This window comes from Rhodanobacter glycinis (assembly GCF_006438785.1).
In the GTDB taxonomy this organism is placed as follows: Bacteria; Pseudomonadota; Gammaproteobacteria; order Xanthomonadales; family Rhodanobacteraceae; genus Rhodanobacter; species Rhodanobacter glycinis_A.
The window spans coordinates 1-18152 of the sequence record NZ_RCZB01000005.1 but is presented as its reverse complement, the minus strand read 5'-3'; the positions used below and the strand labels follow the sequence as shown (position 1 = coordinate 18152).

The window sequence follows — 18152 nt, the reverse complement described above, 5'->3', positions numbered from 1 at the left end:
GCCCTTTTTGTTTCATATCAACCGATGCCCAGGCCGTCGATCCCAGTGATCGTTGCCGCATCGAATCCGGCCAGTGCCGCGAAGCGGCGACCGCGCTCGGCATAGTCCTTGAACTGATCGAAACTGGGTGCACCGGGTGACAACAGGATCACGCCGTCCCGTGGCGTGCGTGTTCTTGCCCCGGTGACGGCGCTTGCAAGATCGTCGACCCGCACCATCGGGCAACGCACTTCAATCGCGCGCAATGCGGCTTCGATGCGCGCGCCGTTGCTGCCCATGCAGATGATCGCGTTCGGCGGCGCGCTGCGCATGGCATCCACGAACGGCGTCCAGTCCAGCCCGCGGTCGTGGCCGCCGACCAGAACGGTGACGGCGCGGCCATGCAGGCTTTCCAGCGCGGCCAGTGTGGCCAGCGGCGTAGTGCTGATCGAGTCGTTGACCCAGTCGAAGCCTTCACGCTCGCCCAGCGGCTGCAGGCGATGCGGCAGCGGGCGGAAGCGGGCCAGCGAAGGTGCAGCAGCCAGCGCATCCATGTCGATGGCTTCCAGCGCAGCGAGCGCAGCGCAGGCATTGAGTGCGTTGTGCAGGCCCGGTGCAGCCAGTTGCCCGATCGGGAAAACTGCCTGCGCACCGCGGCAGATGAAGCCGTCACTGACATGCCAGCCCTTCGGCTGGCCGAACAGCAGCCGCTGCGGATGATCCTGCGTGCGTTCCAGCAATGCCGGCTGCAGCGCATTGACGAGCAACCGTCTCGAAACATCAGCCAGGCGCAGCTTGTCGCTGACGTATCGCTCGCGCGAACCATGCCAGTCCAGATGTTCCTCGTACAGGCTGGTGATCACGCCGAGTTCCAGCGGACCGGCTTCGCCGGTCTGGAAGCTGGACAGCTCGATCACCCACAGTTCGGCACGCTGGTCGAGCAGTTCCAGCAGCGGCAGGCCGATATTGCCGGCCAGCGCCGTACGCACGCCGAGGGCGCGCGCCAGATGCGCAATGAGGGCGCTGGTGGTGCTCTTGCCCTTGGTGCCGGTGACCGCGATCACGCGAGCGTCAGGATTCTCGCCAAACCACAGCGCCGTGCCCGACGTGAAACGGGTGCCCTGCGCTGCTGCGGCCAGCAAGGCCGGCTTGTACGCCGAGATGCCCGGCGATTTCACCACGACATCGACCTGGCCCAGCGTGGCGGCGTCCGGTTCGCCGGCAACGACATCAAGCGTCGCATCGAACGCGCGAGCAGCATCGACTTCGACCGCACTGCAGAACAAAGTGAAGCGCTGATCCGCGCAACGCTGACGTAGTGCGCGGATCGCAGCACGACCCTCGCGACCGAAGCCCCAGACCGCGACGCGACGATCGCGCAAATCGGCAATGTGCATCAGCCGATCGTCTTCAACGCGGGTTGCAATCGGACCGGCACGCGCTGCTCGGGTGATGGCTCCAGCCACGGCTCCAGCGCCAGCAACGATGCATCCAGCTGCGGCAGGATCTCGCTGCGGAAGCGTGCGACCAGCGCGTCCTCCTGCCACTCCGGCCGCTGGCTCAAGGCGTACATCGCGGCGCGCGCTTCGGCACCCTCGCCCACGCATTCGAACGGTTTGTGGTCCTGATATTCCAGCAGTGCGTCGAAACCGGCGGCCTGACTCTCGTCGTCCAGCAGGTTGCGGCCGAAGATCGACAGGAGCCGCGGCTTGGGCAGGAACGGCGCCAGCGCGAGAAACACGAAGTGGCATTTCGGGCATTGTCCGCACCAGCGATCGGCCGGCTTCGGGCCGAGCAACCTGAAGTTGCGGTTGCAGCTGGAGAACACGTCGAAGTACGACGTCAGCTTCGCGAACGCGCGGGTGATCGACAGCTCCGAGTAAGGCCGCAGCAGCGAGCAGTAATCCAGGTCACTGGCGACATGCGTGTGCAGCCAGTTGCCGAGCAGCTGCTCGAACGCGTAGCTCTTGCTCCACTGGTGGTTCACCTGCTGGCCGTCGTACTCCAGCGTCGCGGCCGAGGCGGAGCGTTCGTTGGCGAACGCGATGGAGTCGTAGCCATACAGGACCGCGGCCACGGCGAGGATCGCCGAGTTCACCGCGGTCACCGGGATGTGTCCATTCCACGCACCCAGTCGGTTCAACTCGAACAGACCCGGCGCCAGCTCGCGCTGGATGTTCAACATGGGCAGGCCGGTGCGCTCGGCGCAGGCCGCGATCAGCGCGGAATTGCCAACCCACACCGCGGTCGCCTCGCCGCCGATTGCCTTGATCGCCTCCACCGCGACCAGCGAATCCTTGCCGCCGCCGATCGGCACCAGCGTGCGCTTGCGCAGGTTCAACATGCCCACCGCGGGCGCCGCAGCATCACGCGAGCTTGTCGTCGTTTCCGCATCATGGCGCGGAAAGGCAATCCGCCCACGCAGATCCAATCCGTTGCGATAGGCGAACTCGGCCAGTCCGTGCAGGTACAGCGCATCGAGCAGCTCGGCGGTCGCGTCGTCCAGCGGGCCGTCGGCCACCTCGATCTGCGGTGGCACACCGGCCTTGTAGTAGCTGATGCCGGCGATCAGGTGCAGCAGTTTCAGCGCGGCGTCGAAGGCCGCCACGCGCGCGACCGGCACTGCCGGCGCATTCGGAAAGCGGATCCGCTCGATCAGCTCGTCATCATCGTCGAAGGCATACACCAGCTCGGCCACGCCGTCGGTGTAGTTGCAACGCACGAATCGGAATACCTGGGTCAGGCGGGGTTGGATCGTGTTGCTCACATCTTTCTCCATCGCCCGCTTCATCGGGAGCGAACAGGCTGATTCTAGCTTCGAGCGGTGCCGGTTCGATGGCTTTCTGCGGCCAAATGGCGGGTCAGACGACGATCCCGTGATTTTCACCGCGCCCGCACCCTTGAACAGGCGAGCTCCGGATCAGGCGTCGATCACCACTTCGTCGGCCTCGTCGCGCAGGTTGTAATGCGACGACATCACCTTGCCGTAGGCACCTGCCTGCGCGATCAGGATCACGTCGCCCTCCTGCGCCTCGGGCAGACGGCGGTCGGTACCCAGCACATCGCCACTCTCGCAGATCGGGCCGACCACCTGATACAGCGCGGTGGCTGGTTCGTCCAGCCGGCTCAGGTTGACGATCTCGTGCCAGGCGTCGTACAGCGCGGGACGGATCAGGCTGTTCATGCCGGTGTCGATGCCGAGATAGCTGAACGCGCCCTTGTCTTTCTGCTGGGTCGCGCGCGCCAGCAACACGCCGGCGTCGGCGACCAGGTAACGACCCGGCTCCATCCACAACTGATATTGCGGATAGGCGGCCTTGACCTCGCGCAGCACCCGGTCGAGTTCGACCATGTCCAGCGGCGCCTCGCCCGGATGCGACGGCACGCCGAGGCCACCGCCGATATTGAGGAACGCCACGCTTCCGATGCGTTCGGCCAGGCTGGCCAGTTGCACATATACCTCGCCCCAATGGCTGGCATCGAGCACGCCCGAACCCAGATGGGCATGCAGGCCGCGCACCGTGGCGCCATGCGCATCGGCCAGTTGCAGGAATGCGGCCAGCTGGTCCAGTGGCAGGCCGAACTTGCTGCCGCTACCGCCCGTGCGCACCTTTTCGTGATGGCCCAGGCCACGGCCCAGATCCATCCGCAGCACGATCTCGCGACCGCGGAACAGCTCGCCCCAGTGCTTCAACGGGTGCAGCGCGTCGAGCGTGATGGTGGCGCGGGTGCCCAGCGCGTAAACGTAGTCTTCGCGCGGCGCGAAGTTCGGCGTGAACAGCAATGGCGTAGCTTCCGGCACGATCGCACCAACCGCTTTCAGCTCGCCCGGCGAGACGCATTCGAACGCGAAGCCTTCTGCCGCCAGTACGTGCAGGATCGCCGGATGGGTATTCGCCTTCACCGCGTAGTGCAGCCGATCCACCGCAGCCAGCGACTTCAGCGCGCGCGCCTGCTGGCGTACCGTGGGCAGGTGGTAGACGTAGCGCGGCGTGGTCTCGGCCGCCAGCTCCAGCAGCTGTTGCCGCTGCGCGTCGCGCCACCACGCGGCGACCGCACCAGGCGCTTCGCCCGTGCCGTACAGCGTCTGCCAGCTCGGACCGAACAACGCGCTGTCGTCAGTGCGTAACGCACCGGCGGCGATCAGCAAATCATGCAGGTGCGGCAGCAGCGCATCGACCACTTCCTCGTCCACCACGAAGGTGAGGTTCAAGTTGTTCGACGATTGCGAAATCATGTGCACGCGCAACTGGCCGAACTCGGCCAGCACGCCGGACAGCGTGTGCAGCAGCGAGCGCATGCCGCGGCCGACCAGGGTGATCGCCGCGCACGGCGCGATCACCTTGACCCGGCACACCTTCGCAAGATCGGTGGCCAGCGCGGCGATCGCGTCGGAGTCGAGCAGGTTCTCGGTGGGGTCGAGCGACACCGTGACGTTGGTCTCGGCCGAGCCGATCAGATCCACGGATAGCCCGTGCTGTTTGAAATGCGCGAACACATCGGCGAGGAAACCGACCTGCTGCCACATGCCGACCGACTCCATCGACACCAGGGTGATGCCCTTGCGCGCGCTGATCGCCTTGACGCTGGGCGCGTGCGCGCGAATCTCGGGACCGATCACGGTGCCATCGAGTTCCGGCCGGTTGGTGTCCTTGATCAGCAGCGGCACGCGCGGTTCACGCAACGGCGACAGGCAACGCGGATGCAGCACCTTGGCGCCGGTGGAGGCGATTTCCTGCGCCTCCTCGTAGTCCAGCCGCTGCAGCAGGCGCGCGCCGGGCACCTGGCGCGGGTTGGCGGTGAACATGCCGGCCACGTCGGTCCAGATCTCCACCCGCTGCGCCTTCAACAGCGCGCCGAAATACGCGGCCGAGGTATCGGAGCCGCCGCGGCCCAGCAGCACCGTGCGGCCTTTGCTTTCGCGGGCGATGAACCCTTGCGTGATGAATACCTCGCCGAGCGCGGCGAGTCGTGCGTTCAAGGCGGGGTCGGGTTTCGCCTCGACCATGGCCGACAGCAGCCGGGTGCGTTCGTTCTGGTTCGGCAGCGCGACCGCAGCCAGGCACTCGCGCGCATCCAGCCAGTGCGTGGGCAGCCCGCTGTGGCTGAGGAATGCCGCACCCAGCGCGCTGGACATCAGCTCGCCGTGCGCTTGCACCTGCGCCTGCCATGCCAGTTCGCCCAGCGCCGTGGCACCATCGTCGGCCAGCCTGGACAGATCTCCGAGCCGATCGTTCAGCGTGTCCGGCAGCGCCAGCTGCATGTGCTCGAGCAGCTCGTAGTGCCGCTGCACGATGGCCTTGGCCGCTTCCACACGCTGGCCGTGATCGCCATGTCTGCACAGCTGCTTGAGCGCGTCGGTGATACCGGACAGCGCGGAGACCACCACCAGCACGCGGGCACCTTCGGCGCGGCGGCTGGCCACCAGCTCCAGGATGTTCTGCCAGCGCGGCAGCGTAGCCACGCTGGTGCCGCCGAACTTCATTACGATCCAGGGGGCGTCTTCGGACAACGGTGCGAGGGTCGGCGGGTTCACGGGTATTCGCTATGGATGGCTGGGAAAAACGTCGCACCAGTGTTGCGCTGCGGCAAAACAATTGCAATGGTCTTGCCGGATTTCATGTTTGGACGTTTAGACTTCTAAAACATTTCTCGCAAGCACCGCACCCTCACCTCACTCCTCTCCCAGGGGGAGAGGAGGCAATGGCGTGCGCTTCGCGCATATCGTTATTGAACAAAGACGGGGATCTTTCCGATCCTTGCCTGCCATTCGCGTGGACCGGTCTGATGCACCGAGCTGCCCAGCGAATCGACGGCCACGGTCACCGGCATGTCCTGCACGGTGAACTCGTAGATCGCCTCCATGCCCAGATCGGCAAAGCCGACCACGCGCGACGCCTTGATCGCCTTGGCCACCAGGTACGCCGCGCCGCCGACCGCCATCAGATAAACCGAACGGTGTTTCTTGATCGCCTCGATCGCGGCCGGACCGCGCTCGGCCTTGCCGACCATGCCGAGCAGGCCGGTTTCGGCAAGCACCTGTTCGGTGAACTTGTCCATCCGCGTGGCGGTGGTGGGGCCGGCCGGGCCGACCACCTCGTCACGCACCGGATCGACCGGGCCGACGTAGTAGATGAAGCGTCCCCTGAAATCGACCGGCAGCGGCTCGCCCTTGTTCAACATCTCGACCATGCGCTTGTGCGCGGCGTCGCGACCGGTCAGCAACTTGCCGTTGAGCAGCAGCGTCTCGCCCGGCTTCCAGCTGGCCACGTCGCCCTTGGTCACGGTATCGAGATTCACCCGACGGCCTTTCGAGGCGTCGTAGGTGAGCTTGGGCCAGTCTTCCAGCGACGGTGGATCGAGCATCACCGGGCCGCTGCCGTCCAGGGTGAAATGTGCGTGGCGCGTGGCCGCGCAATTGGGGATCAGCGCCACCGGCAGGTTGGCCGCGTGGGTCGGGTAATCCTTGATCTTGATGTCGAGCACGGTGGTGAGTCCGCCCAGGCCCTGCGCGCCGATGCCCAGCGCGTTGACCTTGTCAAACAGTTCGATGCGCAGTTCCTCGGCGCGATTGGCGGGGCCGCGCGCGATCAGCTCCTGGATGTCGATCGGCTCCATCAGCGCTTCCTTCGCCATCAGCATCGCCTTTTCGGCGGTGCCGCCGATGCCGATGCCGAGCATGCCCGGCGGACACCAGCCGGCGCCCATCGTGGGCACGGTCTTCAATACCCAGTCCACGATCGAATCGGACGGGTTGAGCATGGCGAATTTCGATTTCGCCTCCGAACCGCCACCCTTGGCCGCCACGATCACGTCGAGCTTGTCGCCCGGCACGATCGAGACGTTGATGATCGCCGGCGTGTTGTCTTTCGTGTTGACGCGCTTGCCGGCCGGGTCGGCCAGGATGCTGGCGCGCAGCTTGTTGTCCGGATCGTTGTAGGCACGGCGCACGCCCTCGTTGACCATGTCCTCCAGCGACATCGTGGCATCCCACTGCACGCCCATGCCGACCTTGAGGAACACGGTGACGATGCCGGTGTCCTGGCACAGCGGCCGGTGGCCTTCGGCGGCCATCCGCGAGTTGATCAGGATTTGCGCCATCGCATCTTTCGCGGCGGCGCTTTCCTCGCGCTCGTAGGCGGCGGCGAGGCCCTTGATGTAATCGACCGGGTGGTAATAGCTGATGTATTGCAACGCGTCGGCAACGGACTGGATCAGGTCGGCTTGCTTGATGATGGTCATGGGGTCTGGAGAGGCGGCTTCGATTCGGGGGATTCAGGCGCCAGCGAACGGCTGTCCACGACGCACAACCCTTTTATTGTGCCGCAAATCGGGCCGCCACCCGAAAGCTGATTCGTGCGGCCCCATGCCGCGGGCATCGTGATCCGGCGGCGCGCCCTGGCCAGCGATGCCATGGTTGCCCGCCAGTGCCCCTGGCGTCGGTGTGCCGGGTGGGTGTTGCCACATAATTTCGTTCGATCCAGTACTTCCAAGATCGCGCATACAGGTCTAGGCTTGCCCGACCAGCGCGGAGTGTCTTCAGGGGCCGTGACTGGGTGTTGGGGATCGACTCGATTCATGGCCCGTGGTTTGCCACGAGACGAGGCATCACGTCGTGATGCCGGTGTCCGCAAGTGGCGACCGCTTCTATCCTTGGAGAAACAGACATGCTCAAGAACTTGCATCGCAAGTCGCTCGCGACTTCCCTGGCACTGCTGCTTTGCGGCTACGCCACGGTCGGCTTCGCTGCCGATGGTTCGGCCCCGGCCGATCTTGGCGCAAGCAATCCAGGCCAGACGGTGAACGTCACGCTGGTACTCGGGCTGCACAATCAGGACGCGCTCGAACGATATATCTACAGCACGGTCACCCGCGGCAATCCCGCGTTCCACCGTTTTCTCACCACCGCGGAATTTGCCGACCGCTACGGCGCCACCGCTGGCGAGATCGCCAGGGTCCAGGCATTCCTGAAGCAGCAGGGGCTCTCTCAGGCCGAGCTTCTGCCGAACCATCTGGCCATCAAGGTCAGCGGCACGATCGGACAATTCAACGCAGCCTTCCATACCTCGATCCATGATTACCGGAACAGCGATGGAACGACCTTCCATCAACCGAATGCCACGCCCACCGTTCCTGCGGCGCTTTCCGGCACCCTGGTGGTGGCCTCGGGCCTGAGCAGCGAGGCGCGTTATCACTCGCACCACGTCAAGGCGATCCTGCCGCCGCAGCAGGGGCCCAGCGCCAATGCCCTGGCCAAGGGCGCAGCACCTGCCACACCGGCGTGCACCGGCAACCCCACCGCGACCTGCACACCCGGCGAGTTCACCGTGGGTGACGTGGCCAATCGCTACAACATCAACCCGCTGTACCGGGTCGGCGTGAACGGCAAGGGTTCGACCATCGGCATCGCCACCCTGGCGAACTTCATTCCCGCCGATGCATACGCCTACTGGAGCGCGATCGGCCTGCCCGTGAAACCCAACCGGATCACCCAGGTACACGTGGACGGCGGCGGACCGCTCAGCGGTCCGGCTGGCTCGGGCGAGACGTCGCTTGATGTCGAGCAGTCCGGCGGCGTGGCGCCGTGGGCGAACATCATCGTGTATGACGCACCGAATACCGATGCCGGTTTCTTCGACGTGTTTAACCAGGCCGTGTCCGACAACCAGGTCGACAGCCTGTCGGTAAGCTGGGGCTCACCGGAGATCTTCTACTTCCCGCAGCTCAACGGCGGCGTCGATTTCACCGACGAACTGCGCGCGTTCCACCAGGTCTTCCTGGAGGCGGCCGCGCAGGGCATCTCGATGTTCGCGACCTCGGGTGATTCGGGCGCCTACGACACGGTGCGCTCACTCGGCGGCTTGCTCACCGACCCCGTGCCGCCACCGCTCACCGCCGACGCCCCGGGATCCGATCCGTTCATCACCACCGCGGGCGGCACCACCGTGCCGTTCTCCTACAGCTTCAGCGGTGGCCCGACGGCGTCGCTCACCAAGGAAGGCGTCTGGGGCTGGGATTACATCTCCAACTATTTCCAGACCAATTTCGGCGTGGATATCACCGATCAGGTGTTCTCGGTCGGCGGCGGCGGCGGCGTGAGCGTGTTCTGGCCGGTGCCGCGCTATCAGAAATTCACCGGCGGCATCCGCAAGAGCGAGAAGAATCAGACCCTGCTTTTCCCGCAGTTCGGCATCAACTACACGCTGCCGGCGAACTACCGCGGCCGCAACGAACCGGACGTTTCGCTGAATGCCGATCCGGAAACCGGCTACAGCCTCGTCTCGTCGCTGGATGGGCCGGGCCTGCTGACATTCTCCGGTGGCACCAGTTTCGTCGCGCCGCAACTCAACGGCATCAGCGCCCTGCTGAGGCAGTCGACCCACGGCCGCGTGGGCTTCTGGAATCCACAGGTCTACGCGTTGCAGAACATCTTCGGCTATGGCCCGTTCTCGGCCTTCAGTGACATCCGCTCGGGCGACAACTGGTTCTACGCCGGCAAGTACGGATACGAGCCGGGCGCCGGCATCGGCACGCTCAACGTGAGCAATCTGGCCGTGTTCCTCAGCGTGTTCTGACCGCCCTTGCGGGCGCGCTGCACGGGAAGCCGACGCCGCAAGGCGTCGGCTTCCTGCTTGCTGGTGCCTCGAAACCTCCGCTTGCGGCAACCCACCGTGCGCGCGCGGGCCGGGCGCACCCCACTTGTGACGGGCGCTTGCGGGTGGCATCGTCAGGCGATTGCCCAGCCGGAATTGCCATGTCCCGCACCCGCCGTTTCATGCAGCTCGATGTATTCTCCCGCCTGCCGCTGCTCGGCAACGCGCTGGCCGTGGTGATCGACGGCGACGGCCTGGACGACGCCACGATGCAGGCATTCGCGCGCTGGACCAACCTGTCCGAAACCACCTTCCTGCTGCCGCCGACCCGCACCGACGCGGACTACCGCGTACGCATCTTCACCCCGCGTCAGGAGCTGCCATTCGCCGGCCACCCCAGCGTGGGCAGCGCGTATGCCGCGATTGAATCCGCGCTGGTGCCGCCCGGCAAGTTCGACCTGGTGCAGGAGTGCGCTGCCGGGCTGTTGCCCGTGCGCGTCGAGGGTCGCGGCAGCGAACGGATCATCCATGTGCAGGCGCCACCCGCCCGCCTGCAGACTGTCGACGCACACGAAGGTGCCCAGTTGGCCGAGGCCCTGCACCTCGATCTCGCGCAAGCCCGGATGCGGCTGGTCGACAACGGGCCGCTCTGGCTCGTCTGCGACCTGCACAGCGCCGCGGACGTGCGCCAGTTGCAGCCTGATCTGGCACTGATCGCCGCGCTCAGCCAGGCCACCGGCGCGGTCGGCATCAGTGTGTTCGGCCGCGAGTCCACAAGCGATGCGAGGGGCGATGCGGCGATGGCCGTGCGCGCATTCTGTCCGGCCGATGGCATTCCCGAAGATCCCGTCACCGGCAGTGCGAATGCCGCGATCATGGCCTTCCTGGCTGAGGCCGGCGATCCCTCCGGTTACGGCCTGCGCTATCGCGCGAGCCAGGGACGCGAGGTGGGTCGCGACGGCTACGTCGAGGTGCTGCGCGATGCGACGACCGGCGCCATCAGCATCGGCGGCGCCTGCGCCATGGGTATCCGCGGCGAGTTTCGCCTGGGCTGAAGCACGACAGGCTTGCCCGCACGCACGACGCCCGCCATGCTGCGCCTCCCGCCCTTGGTGACCCACCGCATGAACGACAACCAGCCAGGCTATGTGCGCAGCCTGCGCCCCTGGGATGCCGCCCTGGTAGTGGTCGGCGGCATCATTGGCGGCGGTATCTTCCTCAACCCGGGCATCGCCGCGCAGCGCACCGAATCGGGGCTGGTGCTGCTGCTGATGTGGGTCGGCGCCGGTGTGCTCACCTTGATCGGCGCGCTGTGTTACGCCGAGCTCGGTGCACGTCGGCCGCGTGCCGGCGGCACGTATGTGTATCTGCGCGAGGCATTCGGGCCACTGGCCGGGTTCCTGTTCGGCTGGACCATGTTGCTGGTGATCTATTCCGGTTCCAGCGCTGCGGTGGCCACTATCTTCGCCAGCTATGCGTCGGCGATGTTCAGCCTGCCGCCGTCGATGGCGCTGCCGTTGACGGTCGGTGCATTGGTGTTCGTCAGCGGCATCAACCTGTTCGGCCTGCGGCTCGGCGCGCAGATCCAGAACCTGTTCGCCCTGCTCAAGCTGCTGGCGGTGGCGGCGCTGGTGGTGTGCGGACTGTTCTTAGCCGGTGCCGGCCACGGCCAGGTGCTGGCTGTCGATCCGACGCGCAGCGGGGTCGGTTTCATCGGTGCGGCGTTGCCGGTGCTGTTCGCGTATTCCGGCTTCACCTATCTCAACAACCTGGCCGGTGAGGTGCGCGATCCGCAACGCACACTGCCACGCGCGCTGGCGCTCGGCATGCTGCTGGTGATCGTCGCCTACGCGCTGGTCAACGTGGCCTATCTGGCCGTGCTCGGCCATGCCGGCCTCGCCGCCAGCCACGCACCGGCAGCCGACGTGATGCAGCAGGTGTTCGGCCCGCTCGGCGCCAAAGTGATCGCGCTGGGTGTCGCAATTTCCACGCTGGGCTTCTGCAATATCACCCTGGTCGCCGGCGCGCGAGTGCTGCAGGTGATGGGCGAGGACGGGCTGTTCTTCCGCGCAGTGGCACGGTTGCATCCGCGCTATCGCACGCCGAATACCGCGTTGCTGTTGCTGTCCGGCTGGGCGATCGTACTGGCGCTGTTGGTCGATTACGGACAATTGCTGGATTACGCCACGTTCGGCGACTGGCTGGCCTGCGCGGTCGGCGTCGCCACACTGTTCTGGTATCGCCGCCGCGATGGCGCCACGGCGAGCTTCAAGGTGCCCGGCTACCCGTGGCTGCCGGTGCTGTTTATCGGCAGCGTGGCATGGGTGGTGGTGATGACGGCGCGCGACAACCCGCGCAATGCCGGCATCGTTACGCTGATCATGGCCGCGGGCGTGCCGGTGTACGTGGTCTGGCGGCGCCTGTTCAATCGCGCACGCCCCTAAGCCGGCGCCAGCAATGCCACAATGTGCGGACAGAACTCGAGGAGATGATGGATGGCGCCCGTGCAAGCCCAGGCCCTGCCGACCAACCCGGACAGCGGCATCGTGCCGGAGAAGGTACGCGATGGCATCGACCTGCAGATCAATGGCGAGCACTACCGCCACACCGGTGATCCGCAGATGCCGCTGCTGTGGTACCTGCGAGATGTGCTCCGGCTGACCGGCACCAAGTACGGCGGCGAGCACGGCGACAATGGCGCCGATCTGGTGCTGCTCGATGGCAAGGCGGTTTCCGCGATCGCCCAGCCGCTCGCCAGGCTGGCTGGCGCGCAGGTCGTCACGGTGGAAGGTCTGGCCGGCAACGACGGCACGCTGCATCCGGTGCAGCAGGCCTTCATCGACGAGGATGCCATCGGCTGCGGCTACTGCACGCCCGGCTGGCTGATTGCCGCGGTCGAACTGCTCCGGCGCAAGCCGCATCCCGGCGACGACGATATCGACCGGCTGCCCAATCTATGTCGCTGCGGCTGCCAGACCCGCGTGCGCCGCGCGATCAAGCGCGTGGCCGCCGGCAAGGCGGGCAAGGCATGAGCAACGATCTCGTCACGCCTGACGATAGCTGCGGCAACAGCATCCGGCTTTCGCGCCGTCGCTTCCTGCAGGTCATGGCCGGCACCGCCGGCGCGCTGGTGGTCGGCATCCGCATGGCTGACGCCGCCGATGCGCCGCTGCCGCCGGCCCTGCTCGGCGACAACTTCCACGACCTCGGCGCGTACGTGCGCATCAATGCCGAGGGCAACGTGCTGATCGGCGCGCGCGATCCGGACACCGGCACCGGCGTGGCCACGGCGCTGCCGCGGATCATTGCCGACGAACTCGATGCCGACTGGACGCGCGTCAGCGTGGTACCGCTCGGCCTCGGCGTGACCAGCAACAACGGCCAGCCGCGCTGGACGTACGGGCGCCAGATCGGCGGCATCGGCGGCTCGATTCCCGCGGCCTGGAACGACCTGCGCCAGGTCGGTGCGGTGGCACGCTGGCTGCTGTTGCAGGCAGCGGCACGACGCCTCGGCGTGCCGGGCGACCAACTGCGTTGCGATGCAGGCATGGTGATCGCGCGGGACGGCCGCCGCTTTACCTATGGCGAGCTGGCGGCGGACGCCAGCAAGATCGCCCTGCCCACCAGCGTGCCGCCGCTGAAGAAGCCTGCGGACTATCACCTGATCGGCAAGCCGGTGGGCGATATCGACGCGCGCAGCATCGTGACCGGCCTCACCCGGTACGCCACCGACGAGCACTACGCGGATGCCCTGGTCGCCGTGCTGGTGCACTGCCCATGGGCAGACGGCACGCTGGCGCATATCGACAGCACGGCCACGCTCGCAGTCAAGGGCGTGGTGAAGGTGGTGCAGCTGAAACCCGAACCAGGCCAGGCCTGGGGCAATACGGTGATCGCGCCGGCCGTGGCCGTACTCGCCGAGGACACCTGGTCGGCACTGCAAGGCCGCCAGAAGCTCAAGCTCGAATGGAAACCCGGTGCCAGCGGCAGCGAGAGCAGCTACGCACTGGAGCAGCAGGCCAGCGCCCTGCTCGCTGGCAAGACCGACCCGACCACCCGCGTGCGCAACGACGGCGACGTCGACGCCGCAGGCAAGAAGGCCGCGCGCCGGCTGGATGCCACATACTTCCAGCCATGGCTGGCCCACGCCACCGCCGAGCCGATGAATTGCCTGGTGCGGCTGGACAAGGATCACGCCAGCCTCGTCGTGCCGACCCAGGCACCACAAAAAGCCTGGGCCGTGGTGCAACGCCTGACCGGCCTCACCCCCGCCCAGATCGACATCAAGGTACCCCGCATCGGCGGCGGTTATGGCCGCCGGCTCGATCACGATTACGTGGCCGAAGCCGTGATGCTGGCCCAGGCCGTCGACAAGCCGGTGCGCCTGCTGTGGACGCGCGAGCAGGATCTTGGCCACGACTACTACCGCTCCGGCAGCGTGCATCAGCTCAGCGTGACCATCGACCGCAAACGCCAACTGCTCGGCTGGAAGCAACGCACGGCCAGCGCCTCGGCACTGGCGCATCGCAACGTGCCCGATAACCGGTTGTGGACGTCCGAGCTGCAGGCCGACCAGTTGCCCGCCGCGCTGGTGCCAAACTATCGCAGCGATTGGTACGCGCTGGATTCGGCGACGCCGCGTGGCCCTGCCCGCGGCATGCCGCACCTGAGCAACGCATTTGCGGTGGAAAGCTTCATCGACGAGATCGCGCACAGCATGAAGGAGGACCCGCTGGTCACCCACCTGCGCGTACTCGGCGACCCGCGCGAAGTGCCGCTGAGCAGCGGCGGCACGATGGATACCGGCCGGCTGGCCAACGTGCTCAAGCTGGTTGCCGACCGGATCGACTGGAAGAACTGGTTGCGCACCGTCAACGGCCTGGGCATCGCCTGCTGGCACGTCGAAGGGGCCTATGTGGCGCACGCGATCGAGGTGGCGATGCAGGGCGAGAAGCTGATCATCCAGCGCGTCGTCTGCGCCGTCGATGTAGGTCGTGTGATCAATCCGCTGGGCCTGGAAGGCCAGCTCGCCGGCGCTACGCTCGATGCGCTATCCACTGCACTGAATCTCGCCATCACCTTCAAGGACGGCCAGATCCAGCAGCACGGCTACAAGGATTACCCGCTGGCCAGCATGGCGCAGCTGCCGAACGCGGTCGAAGTCATCATCGTGCCCGACGACGACCGCCCACCCGCCGGCGCCAGCTTCCTCGCCATGCCGACCGCCGCCCCCGCGCTGGCCAATGCGGTATTCCGCGCCAGTGCCGTGCGCGTGCGCCGACTGCCGCTGATGAAGGAATTGCTGCGCATGCTGTAACGCCGGGCGGCTGCCGCAGACGTGCCCTCGTCACGCACCCGCCATCAGCCGCAGCCGCAGAAATATGGGCTCGCCAGCACGATGGCGTCCAGCACGGCGTTGAAGCCGCCGCGCCCATTGCCACGCACCTTGATCGAGCAGGTCGAGTCGCTACCGTTCGACGGCAACGATGTGCGCTTGAATCTTGCCGTCGACTGGACCCGTGCCGAACCTGCTGACGATGGCCGCCTCTGCAATCTCGGTTGCTCGGTAATCCCCGCAGGTTAGCTGACGCCAGAAGTGGAATTCTCTCTCGCAGTCTTTCCCGAGGAGGCTCCATGAAAAGTCCCGATTCACCGACAGCCAGATCCTGGCCGTGCTCAAGCAAGCCGAAGCCGGCACACCCGTACCGAACACTGACGACACCGCTGGATGAATGAGGTCTTCCGGCGCGGTTATACCCTGGTCCGCACCAGCAGCATCGGTGCCACAAGACCGTTTACGGAAATGCAGTCTGGCAATCGTTGCATCCCGCGCAGCACTGACAAAGCAGCACGAAACAAGAGGACAACATGATGACCAGCAGTGGCCCGAAAGCTGAGGGCAAGAGCATCATGCGCGCGGTGTTGACGGAAAGTCTCTTACGGAATTGTTAGGCGGAACCTGTGAACTTCCGAGCGCCTGATGCGAAAGGCGGAAAGTGCTCAATCTAGGAATTTCCAAGTGTCTGCCCCATCGAAGCGCCTAATGACAACTGACTCCAAGAGCGCGGGTTCAAAATTCCGCAGGTTCACTCCGTGGCGAGCGGAGGGTGCGGGTTCAAATGGCTCCCAATGGGTGACGATACCGCAGTTCTTGCACCGAACATTCCTCATGGTTCGATCGCCCCACACGTAGCTTTCCGTATTCTCGGGATGGCCTTGGATAGAGACCGAGCCAAGTTCGTAATAGGCCCATATTCCTCCTGTGCGCCGACATAGTGAACAGCTGCAACTGGTCGCCGTGTCGGGGGCTGCCGGCAGCGTGAGGCGCACTAAGCCGCAATGGCAGGAACCATGCAGCGATGGTGGATGCTGTTCTTGGCTCATCGGAGTGCGCCGCTGGTTGCTGTGCCGCCTAACGCCCGAAATCAGCGGCACGAACCCGCGCAGCGGGTTTGCGTCCGCTGGATTGAGTTGTTATGCACCGCTCTGGACTCGATGCCAAACGTCATGCCTTGCGGCAGGTTTCCTCATACGCCTTGATCCACTTGCCTTGCTTGTCCCGTAACCAGGCGGTATATCCCGACAGGCCTGAATCCCCGGTCGCGAACGTTTCCCGCGAATGATGAGATTTGCCGCGCGCCCACTCCACCTCGTCGAACGTGATGGAGTTGCCCTTCCACCCCGAGCTGAAACCGGTGCTGTGGACGCCAGCGCCATTGCCGACCATGACCGTGATGTAGCGCTTGCTCGCGGGGTCGTAGCCGAAGTACTGCACGACTTCGAATGGATTCGGATTGCCTGCGGTTTGGTCTTGCCTGTAGTGGACTACAATCCAATGACCATCGAGCGCTTTCTCGGCGTGATACTTGCCTGTGTCGGCGTGGGCAGGGGCCTTGTCCATCGCCCTGAACTTGCCGGCGCAGATCGCATCGCCGACGAAAGTCTCGATTTGGCTGGATGGCGACGGGCCATCTGCGTTTTGTGTCTGCGTCCGCCCGATGGCGAATGGCGCCGGCATACATGTCAGTGCTGCGAGGATCGTAAGGCTTGTGCGATTCATGGGCGTGTCTCCGTTTGAATGAAAGCGATCGGCCTTGTCGCTCGCCCTGTGCTCCGTGCGGGGCCTAACGCTGGAATTGAGCGGCGGCGAAGCCGTCCGCCTCGAATGAGATGTTAGGCTGCCGTCACTTGACGATCGGAGCTTCCCAACCATCGTAGTCGCCATGTTCGCGCAAGGCGATACCGGTGAGATCGCGCCGAAGATTAGCGAGTGCGGCGGAAGTGGGAACGAACTTTTTGGTGGCGAGAGCAAGCCACTCCGAACCAGTTGCAGCGTGCTCGACTTTGACTGTGAACCCCTGATGGGAAAGGACACCCGCAATGCGCTCGGCAGACTCTTGGGTCGGCGCGTAGAGATAGAAGTCTATTGGATGCGGCTTAGAGAGGTTTGAGCCCGCGAGGCGCAACTGCTCGAGGGTTCTACCCCGTTAACGCGGACACTTCCAAGAAGACCGATCATGGTCAAAAAGGAGTGTCATGTCCAAGCGAAGAAAGTTCAGCGACGAGTTCAAGCGTGAGGCCGTTGGCCTGACCCGCCAGCCGGGTGCCAACGTGAGTCAGATAGCCCGCGACATTGGCGTGGGCGCCGGGGTTCTGGGCCGTTGGCGACGCGAGCTGGAGACAGCCAAGACGAAGGCCTTCACTGGCTCGGGCGTGCCTCGTGATCAAGAGATGGCCACGCTCAAGCGCGAACTGGCCCGGGTGAAGAAGGAGAGAGATTTTTTGCGCGATGCGGCAGCGTTCTTCGCCAAGGAATCGAGCTGAAGTATCAGACGATCCAACGCTGTCGCGGTCTCTATCCTGTCCAACTGATGTGTCGATGCTTGCAGGTATCGACCAGTGGCTTCCACGCCTGGAGCAAACGGCCCACCAGCCTCCGCGAGGCCGACAACCAGCGCTTGCTGGTACGGATTCGCGAGTACCACGAGGCCAGCGGTGGCGTCATGGGTATGCCGCGCATGCATGAGGAACTGGGCTACGACGGCGAGACGGCCAGCCCTAACCGAGTGGCACGACTGATGGCCCGGCATGGATTGTTTGGCGTGCCGCAGCGTCGGCCGTTCCGTAGCAAGCGAACGGGCGTCAGGCCCGATCATGTGAGGAATCACCTTGAGCGAGACTTCGTGGCGCTGGAACCGAATACCAAATGGGTCACCGACATTACCTGCATCCACACGGGCGAAGGTTGGCTGTATCTCTGCACGGTGCTCGATCTCTACAGTTGTAATGACCCAGTGAATTCCTGCTCAGGTGTTACCTTTCCGAGGAGACACAGATGAGCGCAGTAATGGACGAAGAGATCAAACGCTGGACAGCGCGACGGAAGTCGGCGCTGGTGCTGGAAATTATCCAGGGCAAGACCACGCTATCGGAGGCGAGTCGTCAGTTCGACCTGCCGCCGTCGGAGATCGAGAGCTGGGTCGAGGATGGCAAGCGGGGCATGGAAAACGCCCTTCGTGCCAAGCCCGAGGACGTGCGCGAGCAGTACGAGCGGCAGCTGAAGGATCTGCAAGAAGCCTA

The 18152-nt window shown here is 65.2% G+C and carries 12 protein-coding genes and 2 pseudogenes; 8 read left to right on the top strand and 6 right to left on the bottom strand.

The features are described 5' to 3' along the window. Positions 1-17 precede the first annotated feature (17 nt). The 4 genes from murD to EAH75_RS15795 all read right to left on the bottom strand — a co-directional run bounded on the left by murD (position 18) and on the right by EAH75_RS15795 (position 7221). Entirely contained in the window at positions 18-1376 is a 1359-nt protein-coding gene (gene murD, locus EAH75_RS15810) for a UDP-N-acetylmuramoyl-L-alanine--D-glutamate ligase (protein WP_140806168.1), read from the bottom strand. Beyond that, on the bottom strand, positions 1376-2746 hold the full coding sequence (gene murL, locus EAH75_RS15805) for a UDP-N-acetyl-alpha-D-muramoyl-L-alanyl-L-glutamate epimerase (protein WP_140806167.1): 1371 nt from the start codon (positions 2744-2746) through the stop codon (positions 1376-1378). The genes murD and murL overlap by 1 nt, the downstream gene beginning before the upstream one ends. Positions 2747-2899: 153 nt before the next feature. Next, positions 2900-5515 (bottom strand): bifunctional aspartate kinase/diaminopimelate decarboxylase, encoded by a 2616-nt coding sequence (locus tag EAH75_RS15800; protein WP_277752548.1) that lies wholly within the window; start codon positions 5513-5515, stop codon positions 2900-2902. Between the two features lie 191 nt (positions 5516-5706). Continuing rightward, positions 5707-7221: a fumarate hydratase gene (locus EAH75_RS15795; protein ID WP_140653141.1), complete on the bottom strand. Its 1515-nt coding sequence runs from the start codon at positions 7219-7221 to the stop codon at positions 5707-5709. 425 nt (positions 7222-7646) lie between these two features. Here EAH75_RS15795 and EAH75_RS15790 point away from each other — a divergent pair, with 425 nt between their 5' ends. From EAH75_RS15790 to EAH75_RS19655, 6 genes are all read left to right on the top strand, one after another. Next, positions 7647-9554 carry a S53 family peptidase gene (locus tag EAH75_RS15790; protein ID WP_140806165.1) on the top strand — a complete coding sequence of 636 codons (1908 nt, stop codon included), beginning with the start codon at positions 7647-7649 and terminating at the stop codon, positions 9552-9554. Between the two features lie 179 nt (positions 9555-9733). Further along, on the top strand, positions 9734-10627 hold the full coding sequence (locus tag EAH75_RS15785) for a PhzF family phenazine biosynthesis protein (RefSeq protein ID WP_140806162.1): 894 nt from the start codon (positions 9734-9736) through the stop codon (positions 10625-10627). Positions 10628-10663: 36 nt separating this feature from the next. Next, positions 10664-12016 (top strand): APC family permease, encoded by a 1353-nt coding sequence (locus EAH75_RS15780; protein WP_241668966.1) that lies wholly within the window; start codon positions 10664-10666, stop codon positions 12014-12016. A 51-nt stretch (positions 12017-12067) separates the two neighbouring features. Continuing rightward, positions 12068-12604, top strand: coding sequence for a (2Fe-2S)-binding protein (locus tag EAH75_RS15775; protein WP_140653135.1), 537 nt, complete (start codon positions 12068-12070; stop codon positions 12602-12604). Beyond that, entirely contained in the window at positions 12601-14889 is a 2289-nt protein-coding gene (locus tag EAH75_RS15770) for a xanthine dehydrogenase family protein molybdopterin-binding subunit (RefSeq protein ID WP_140806159.1), read from the top strand. Before EAH75_RS15775 ends, EAH75_RS15770 begins: the two co-directional genes overlap by 4 nt. 21 nt (positions 14890-14910) lie before the next feature. Then, the gene (locus EAH75_RS19655) at positions 14911-15156 is read left to right on the top strand and encodes a hypothetical protein (protein WP_161596312.1); all 246 of its coding nucleotides are present in this window, start codon (positions 14911-14913) and stop codon (positions 15154-15156) included. A 921-nt stretch (positions 15157-16077) separates the two neighbouring features. Here EAH75_RS19655 and EAH75_RS15755 read toward each other — a convergent pair. Next, entirely contained in the window at positions 16078-16632 is a 555-nt protein-coding gene (locus EAH75_RS15755; RefSeq protein ID WP_161596311.1) for a DUF1579 family protein, read from the bottom strand. Positions 16633-16756: 124 nt separating this feature from the next. Next, positions 16757-17044 (bottom strand): annotated as a pseudogene (locus EAH75_RS20175) (ribonuclease E inhibitor RraB); the annotation flags it as partial. 64 nt (positions 17045-17108) lie between these two features. Here EAH75_RS20175 and EAH75_RS19970 point away from each other — a divergent pair. Both EAH75_RS19970 and EAH75_RS15735 read left to right on the top strand, forming a co-directional pair. Beyond that, positions 17109-17851, top strand: a pseudogene (locus tag EAH75_RS19970) (IS3 family transposase); the annotation flags it as partial. Between the two features lie 56 nt (positions 17852-17907). Beyond that, a partial coding sequence (locus EAH75_RS15735; RefSeq protein WP_140651931.1) for a DUF1153 domain-containing protein occupies positions 17908-18152 on the top strand: 245 nt, incomplete at its 3' end.

Excerpts from the sequence above, each read along its gene's own strand:
- murD (WP_140806168.1), bottom strand. The coding sequence starts at position 1,376 with ATGCACATTGCCGATTTGCGCGATCGTCGCGTCGCGGTCTGGGGCTTC.
- EAH75_RS15755 (WP_161596311.1), bottom strand. The coding sequence starts at position 16,632 with ATGAATCGCACAAGCCTTACGATCCTCGCAGCACTGACATGTATGCCG.
- EAH75_RS15785 (WP_140806162.1), top strand. The coding sequence starts at position 9,734 with ATGTCCCGCACCCGCCGTTTCATGCAGCTCGATGTATTCTCCCGCCTG.
- EAH75_RS15795 (WP_140653141.1), bottom strand. The coding sequence starts at position 7,221 with ATGACCATCATCAAGCAAGCCGACCTGATCCAGTCCGTTGCCGACGCG.
- EAH75_RS15790 (WP_140806165.1), top strand. The coding sequence starts at position 7,647 with ATGCTCAAGAACTTGCATCGCAAGTCGCTCGCGACTTCCCTGGCACTG.
- EAH75_RS15775 (WP_140653135.1), top strand. The coding sequence starts at position 12,068 with ATGGCGCCCGTGCAAGCCCAGGCCCTGCCGACCAACCCGGACAGCGGC.
- EAH75_RS15770 (WP_140806159.1), top strand. The coding sequence starts at position 12,601 with ATGAGCAACGATCTCGTCACGCCTGACGATAGCTGCGGCAACAGCATC.
- EAH75_RS15780 (WP_241668966.1), top strand. The coding sequence starts at position 10,664 with ATGCTGCGCCTCCCGCCCTTGGTGACCCACCGCATGAACGACAACCAG.